The following is a 5,519-nucleotide window of genomic DNA, read 5'->3' on the forward strand; positions in this document are numbered from 1 at the left end:
CCTCCCCTCCTTTTTCCCCTTTTGCGCTGATGCTAAACCCCCGTTTTTTTTCAATCGTTCTATTGTGGCCGTAGCCGCGCTGGCCACTGCCACCGGCCTGCTGGGCTGCGCCCGCACGGCCCCCACCAGCAGCAGCGCCAGCGAATTGGTGTACATCGGCACCAACGTGGCCTCGGCGCAGGAAAATACCATTTACCTCTACCGCCTCAACCCCGCCACCGGGGCCTTAACGGCGGTGAGCGCCTACAAAGGGGGCGCCCAGCCCACTTACTTAACGATGGATGCCAATCATCGCCACCTCTACGCGGTGAGCGAAACGGGCTCCTTCCAGGGCCAGGACCACAGCGGCGGGGTAAGCACCCTGGCCATCGACGGGCGCACGGGGGCCCTCACGCTGCTCGGCCAGCAGCCTTCCACGGGCGGCTCGCCCTGCTACATCAGCCTCGACCGCACCGGCCAGAATGCTTTGGTGGCCAACTACATGGGCAGCGCCACGGGTGGTAATGTGGCCCTGTTGCCAGTGCTGCCCGACGGCCAGCTGGGGGCCCCTACCGCCACCGACCAGCACCAGCTGCCCGTGGGGCCCCACGCCAACCAGACCACGCCCCACGCCCACAGCCTGCTCCCCGATCCGGCCAACCGCTTCGCCTTTTCGGCCGACCTGGGGACGGATAAAGTTTACGCCTACCGCCTCGACGCGGCGCAGCACAGCTGGCAGCTCATGCCCGCGCCAGCCTTCGCGGCCAAGCCCGGCGCGGGGCCCCGCCACCTCACCTTCCACCCCAACGGCCGCTTCGCGTACCTGGTCAACGAGCTGAATTCGACGGTGACGGCCCTGGCCTACGACGCCACCGCGGGCACCTTCCGCGAGCTGCAAACGGTTACTACGCTGCCCGTTGGCTTCAGCGGCGACAATTCCGGGGCCGACGTGCACGTGGCCCCCAACGGGCGCTTCTTGTACACCTCCAACCGGGGCCGCAACAGCATCGCCGTGTTCGCCATTGCCGCCGATGGCCAGCTCTCGCCCGTGCAGGATGTGGACACGCAGGGCAAAACGCCCCGCAACTTCTCCCTTGATGCCAGCGGCCGCGTGCTGCTCGTAGCTAACCAAAATTCCAACAACGTCTTCACCTACCAAGTTGATAAACAGACGGGTAAGCTCACGCCCACCGGCCAGCACATCGACGTGCCCTCACCCATGTTCGTGGAAGTAGTGCCCGATTTCACCAAGTAGTAAACGGCGCGGGCTGCCGGCATTTCCGCCGGCAGCCCGCTAATCGTTGCGTCGGTGGGGGCCCCAGGGCAAATAGCAAATCCGCCACCCGGCCCCGGGCAGCGATTACCGGGCAGCCGGCGAAAAGCCGGCAGCCCGGCCCGCCATTTCTACCCAAACAGCTCGCCTTGGGCCCCGGTGGCTGGGGGCTCGGGGGCATCGGTGTCGGCAGCCGTTTCGCCGGGGGCGGGCAGCAGGGCCATCAGGTCGGCTTCGGAGATGATGGGCACTTTAAAGCCGGTGGCTTTTTCGCGCTTGGCGGGGCCCATGTTTTCGCCGGCTACCAAGTAGCTGAGCTTTTTAGAGATGGAGCCGGTGATTTTGCCGCCATTCGAAACGATGATGTGTTGCAGTTCGTCGCGGCTGTGCTCGGCGAACACGCCCGAGAGCACGAACGTGAGGCCTGCCAGCCGGTCGGAGGCCAGCACGGGGGCCTCGCCGGTGAGGGCCAATTGCACGCCGGCTTGGCGCAGGCGCTCCAGCAACTCGCGGTTCTGGGGCTCTTGCAGCCAGGCGGCGGCAGCCACGGCAATTACGCCGCCCACCTCGGGCACGGCGGCCATTTCCTCGGCCGTGGCGGCGGCCAGCGCGTCGATGTCGCGGTAGTGCTGGGCGAGTTTTTGGGCCACGGTTTCGCCCACGTAGCGGATGCCCAGCCCGAACAGCACCCGCGGAAACGGCACCTGCTTGCTGGCCTCAATGCCGGCAATAAGGTTGTCGATGGACTTTTCGCCCAGCCGCTCCAGCGTCACCAGCTCGGCGCGGCGCGCGGGCAGGTCGTAGATGTCGGCCGGCGTGTTTACCATGCCCAAGTCGAAGAGGCGGCCCACCGTTTCAGCGCCCAACCCGTCGATGTTCAGGGCCTTGCGGCTCACGTAGTGCTCCAGCCGGGCCTTGAGCTGGGGCGGGCAGCCGCGCTCGTTTGGGCAGCGGAAGTGGGCCTCGCCCTCGGGCCGCACCAGCGGCGTGCCGCAGGCCGGGCACGCGGTGGGGTACACGATGGGCACCGCATCCGCGGGCCGCGCTTCTAAAACCACGCCCGTGATTTTAGGGATGATTTCGCCGCCCTTTTCCACCAGCACCGTGTCGCCGAGGCGCAGGTCAAGGGCGGCAATCTGGTTGGCGTTGTGCAGGGTGGCGCGCTTGACGATGGTACCCGCCAGGGCCACGGGGGCCAGCAGGGCCACGGGCGTCACGGCGCCGGTGCGGCCCACGTTGTACTGCACCTCGCGCAACTGGGTGCGGGCCGCCTCGGCCGGGTACTTGTAGGCAATGGCCCAGCGCGGGCTCTTGGCCGTGAGGCCCAGCTGGTCCTGCTGGCGCAGGTCGTCCACCTTAATCACGATGCCGTCCGTGGCCACCGGCAGGGTAAAGCGCTGCTTCTCCCAGTGGTGGATAAAGTCCAGCACCTCAGCCAACGACGCGCACACGCGCCACGTATCCGACACCGGCAGGCCGTAGGAGGCCAGGGCCCCCAAGGCCTCGCTGTGGGTGGCAAAGTGGCGGCCGGGGGTGAGCAGCGAATAGGCAAAAAAGCGCAGCTTGCGGGCCGCCACCTGGGCCGAATCCTGGAGCTTGAGGGTGCCGCTGGCGGCGTTGCGGGGGTTGGCCAGCAGGGCCTCGCCGTTCTGCTCGCGCTCAGCGTTCAGCTCGGCAAATACGGGCAAGGGCAGAAATATTTCGCCGCGTACCTCGAAGTCGGCGGGCTGGCCGGGGGCCGGGCGCAGGTGCAGCGGCAGTGTGCGGATGGTGCGCACGTTGGCCGTCACCACGTCGCCGCGGGTGCCGTCGCCGCGCGTCACGCCCTGGTGCAGCTCCCCGTTTTGGTAGGCCAGGCTCATGGCCACGCCGTCGAACTTCAACTCGCACACGTAGCGGTACGGGGCCCCTTCCAGGCCCTTCTGCACCCGCTCGTCGAACTCGCGCAGGTCGTCTTCCGAGTACGTATTGCCCAGGCTGAGCATGGGGAAGCGGTGCGGGGCCGTGGCAAACTGCTTCGTGACGGTGCCGCCCACGCGCTGGGTGGGCGAGTTGGGCTGGGCCAGTGCGGGATGGGCGGCCTCCAGGGCCCCCAGCTCGGCCAGCAGGCGGTCGAATTCCTGGTCCGATACCTCGGACGTATCGCGCTGGTAATATTGGTAGTTGAGGTGGTGCAACCGCTCGGTGAGGGCCTGCATCTGGGCTTGGATGGCGTCGGGCATACGGGTAGAATGGGCGCGGCGCGGGCCGCGGCAACAACGGAGCGCCGGGGCCCCGTGGGGCTTCCGGCCCGGCAAAGTAACGCACCCCCGCCCGGCCGGCGCACAAAAAAGGCCGCCCAAAGGCGGCCTTTTCAATACCTGATCGGGGCTACTGGGCCGGGGCCACCGGGGCGGGGCCGGCCGGGGCCCCGGGGCCCACGGGCACGTCGGCGCCGTGGCCGCTCACTTCCACTTGGGGGCCCACGGGCAGCACGGGGTTGATGGGGGCTGCCGAGGGAAAGAACCGCTCAAACAACAGGATGGCCACCAAAACGGCCACAAACGACAGGAAGAATTTCATCGGGCAAAAAAGCAGGTAAACGTATTAAAACCAAAACGGACAGGGGCCCTACTGGCTCAGCACCACGGCCTTGCGCATCTTGCGCACGTAGGCCAGGCGGCGCTCCGAGCCGTCGGGGCCGGGGAAGTCGAAAGCCACGGCGCTGGGGTCGGCGCGCAGGGCCTGCCACACGGCCGCGTCTACTTCGGCGGGTTGGGTTTCCTGGGTGGGCACGGCGGGCTGCGAGAAGTGACTGGCGGCAAAAAAAGTGTTCATGCCGCGCAGGATGGCAATTTCCTGGTCGCGGGTGGTGGTGGGGCGGGCCTCGGCCTGGCCATCGAGCAGGGCGCGGGCGGGCAGCACCTCGTGGCGCAGGGTATCGCCGCCGGGGCTGGTCACGATGAGGTGCACCTGGCCGGTGAGGATGCGCGCGCCGCGCAGCTGCAACGTGAAGTTGTCGCGGGTTTTGGGGTTAGAAAACGTATGAGTGGCGCGCACCGTGTTCAGCACAGTCTGGCTGTTGAGGCGGCTGCGGGCGCCGGGGGCCGGCGGCACGTAGGTGGTGCGGGGGTCCTTGTTGGTATTAGCGGCTTCGCGCTCGGTAGTAGCGCAAGAAAATGCGGCGGGCACCAAGGCCACTGCCACGAGGTAGCGGAAAAATGATTTCATAGAGAATAACGATACTTGGAAAGGGACTCAAAAGTAATGCCGGAACGCCGGGGCTGCCGCATAATGGTTTTTGAATATACGAAAAAAAGCCCGACAAAAGATGCTGCAAACTACCTCCGCAGCGCTTCAAAATAATCCTATCTCCAGCCCCAGCACCCAGGCCGGCAGGTCGGGGGCCATTGCCGGGGCGGCGCAGGGGGCTCAAGCGGCGGCGGGCCACCAGGGCGTAGCGTCGAAGCCCATGCGGGCCCCCGCGCCGCCGGTCCAGCGGCGCAGGTAGGGCAGGCCGCTGTCGGTAGTGGTGGTGCGGGCGGCCCCCCCGGGGGCGGGGTCGTCGGCGGCGGTGCGGGTGGTGCCGGCCACCCAACCGCCCCAGGCCAGCAAGTCGAGGTACGAGCCCACGGTGTTGCCCCGGCGGCCGGCGTTGAGGCGCAGCCCGCCCTCGGCCTGAACCTGGTGCAGGCCCAGGGCTTCGGACCGGTGCAGGCCGGCGCTGGGGAAGGTTTTGGCGGCCGTTTGGTCGAAGCTGTAGCGCAGGTAGGCGTAGCGCAGATCGGCCACCACGGCCACGTTCTGGGTGAAGCGCCGCTTGAGCCGCCCCCCGAGCTGCAGCTCCGACGAGGCCGGCCCGTGGCGCAGCGGCGCATCGGCGGCCCCGGGGCCCGCCACCAGCCCCGCCCCCGCGTAGAGGTGGCCGAAATAGCGGCGGTTGGGCCCTGTGTAGTTCAGCAGGGTATCGTCGGCCACGTTGGCACGCAGCAGCACCTGCTGGGCCTGGGCCGCTCCCGGCAGCAGCAGCGCCGCCAGGGTGCAGGCCAGGGGCCCCGGCGTCAGTAATTTGCGCAAGCGCTGTTCCATAAGTGGGCTCATTCCGTGTACGTGGCCGTGTAGCCTTTGAATTCAACCCGCAGGGCATCGCCGCCGCGCAGCAGCCGGCGCGGCACTTGCAGCACTAGGCGCTGCGTTACGGCGCGCACTTCGTAGCGGCGCAGCACGCCGCGGCGGTCGGCCAGGTGCCAGTACAGGTAAGAAGGGAAATCGGAGCCCGGGCCGGGGG

6 protein-coding genes are annotated in these 5,519 nt (G+C 67.8%); 1 reads left to right on the forward strand and 5 read right to left on the reverse strand.

What is annotated here, in order from left to right:
- Positions 1-64 precede the first annotated feature (64 nt).
- Positions 65-1,234 (forward strand): lactonase family protein, encoded by a 1,170-nt coding sequence (locus BEN49_RS10530; protein ID WP_158022822.1) that lies wholly within the window; start codon positions 65-67, stop codon positions 1,232-1,234.
- A 149-nt stretch (positions 1,235-1,383) separates the two neighbouring features.
- Here the strand turns inward: BEN49_RS10530 and ligA are convergent, their stop codons facing one another.
- From ligA to BEN49_RS27840, 5 genes are all read right to left on the reverse strand, one after another.
- On the reverse strand, positions 1,384-3,474 hold the full coding sequence (ligA, locus tag BEN49_RS10535) for an NAD-dependent DNA ligase LigA (protein WP_070743071.1): 2,091 nt from the start codon (positions 3,472-3,474) through the stop codon (positions 1,384-1,386).
- Between the two features lie 148 nt (positions 3,475-3,622).
- The gene (locus tag BEN49_RS10540) at positions 3,623-3,814 is read right to left on the reverse strand and encodes a hypothetical protein (protein WP_070743072.1); all 192 of its coding nucleotides are present in this window, start codon (positions 3,812-3,814) and stop codon (positions 3,623-3,625) included.
- Between the two features lie 48 nt (positions 3,815-3,862).
- The gene (locus tag BEN49_RS10545; RefSeq protein ID WP_070743074.1) at positions 3,863-4,462 is read right to left on the reverse strand and encodes a hypothetical protein; all 600 of its coding nucleotides are present in this window, start codon (positions 4,460-4,462) and stop codon (positions 3,863-3,865) included.
- Between the two features lie 201 nt (positions 4,463-4,663).
- Positions 4,664-5,320, reverse strand: coding sequence for a hypothetical protein (locus BEN49_RS10550; RefSeq protein WP_070743076.1), 657 nt, complete (start codon positions 5,318-5,320; stop codon positions 4,664-4,666).
- An 8-nt stretch (positions 5,321-5,328) separates the two neighbouring features.
- A partial coding sequence (locus BEN49_RS27840) for a hypothetical protein (RefSeq protein WP_158022823.1) occupies positions 5,329-5,519 on the reverse strand: 191 nt, incomplete at its 5' end.

Origin of the sequence: Hymenobacter coccineus, assembly GCF_001816125.1 — a bacterium.
Taxonomy (GTDB): Bacteria; Bacteroidota; Bacteroidia; order Cytophagales; family Hymenobacteraceae; genus Hymenobacter; species Hymenobacter coccineus.

Bases quoted from the DNA above. Each gene is read 5' to 3' on its own strand.
- ligA (WP_070743071.1), bottom strand. From the start codon at position 3,474: ATGCCCGACGCCATCCAAGCCCAGATGCAGGCCCTCACCGAGCGGTTG.
- BEN49_RS10540 (WP_070743072.1), bottom strand. From the start codon at position 3,814: ATGAAATTCTTCCTGTCGTTTGTGGCCGTTTTGGTGGCCATCCTGTTG.
- BEN49_RS10545 (WP_070743074.1), bottom strand. From the start codon at position 4,462: ATGAAATCATTTTTCCGCTACCTCGTGGCAGTGGCCTTGGTGCCCGCC.
- BEN49_RS10550 (WP_070743076.1), bottom strand. From the start codon at position 5,320: ATGGAACAGCGCTTGCGCAAATTACTGACGCCGGGGCCCCTGGCCTGC.